This window comes from Sebaldella sp. S0638, from assembly GCF_024158605.1.
Lineage (GTDB): Bacteria > Fusobacteriota > Fusobacteriia > Fusobacteriales > Leptotrichiaceae > Sebaldella.
Window position 1 is genome coordinate 1 of sequence record NZ_JAMZGM010000147.1, and the last position, 533, is coordinate 533.

1 protein-coding gene is annotated in these 533 nt (G+C 35.1%); it reads right to left on the minus strand.

What is annotated here, in order from left to right; all coding sequences use genetic code 11:
• Positions 1-461, minus strand: a 461-nt coding sequence (locus NK213_RS18040) for a hypothetical protein (RefSeq protein WP_253351806.1), incomplete at its 3' end; no start/stop codon positions are given.
• Positions 462-533: the final 72 nt, after the last annotated feature.

Consider the following 533-nt stretch of genomic DNA (forward strand, 5'->3'; position numbering starts at 1 on the left):
ACCGGGTTAAAATATGTCCCCTGATATCCTACCAGTCTGTTATTCCTGTCTCCTATCTTTTCAAGAAATAAATTACCATTTGCGTATGCTTTATGAGTTCCTTCTATACCGAATGTCCCGTTATTATGATATGTATAGCTTATTCCGTAAAACGGGCCGGTATGTAGCGTGATCCATTCCTGTGTCGGATTGACTATTATTTCTGGGATTCTTATAGCTGTTGTATAGTCATACCCTACAAGCCTGCATATTATCTGATACCTGTTATTTCCCAAAGGTACTGCTTCTGCATAATATCTCATCTTATTAAAGTCAGGAAGATAACTATACATTGTTAGAAATACTTTTTCATTTTCCCAACTCATCCCATTTGTATAGTTTTTTAAATCTAATATTGTCCCGCTTTGAATTGTTCCTTGTACAAATTTCTTTATCTGTCTGAATTCTATCCATTTCCCCATCATTCCACCTCATATGCTATTACATTCGTTGTTCCGTTTATTTCTTCTTCTACACCATAGAATCTGTAAAAA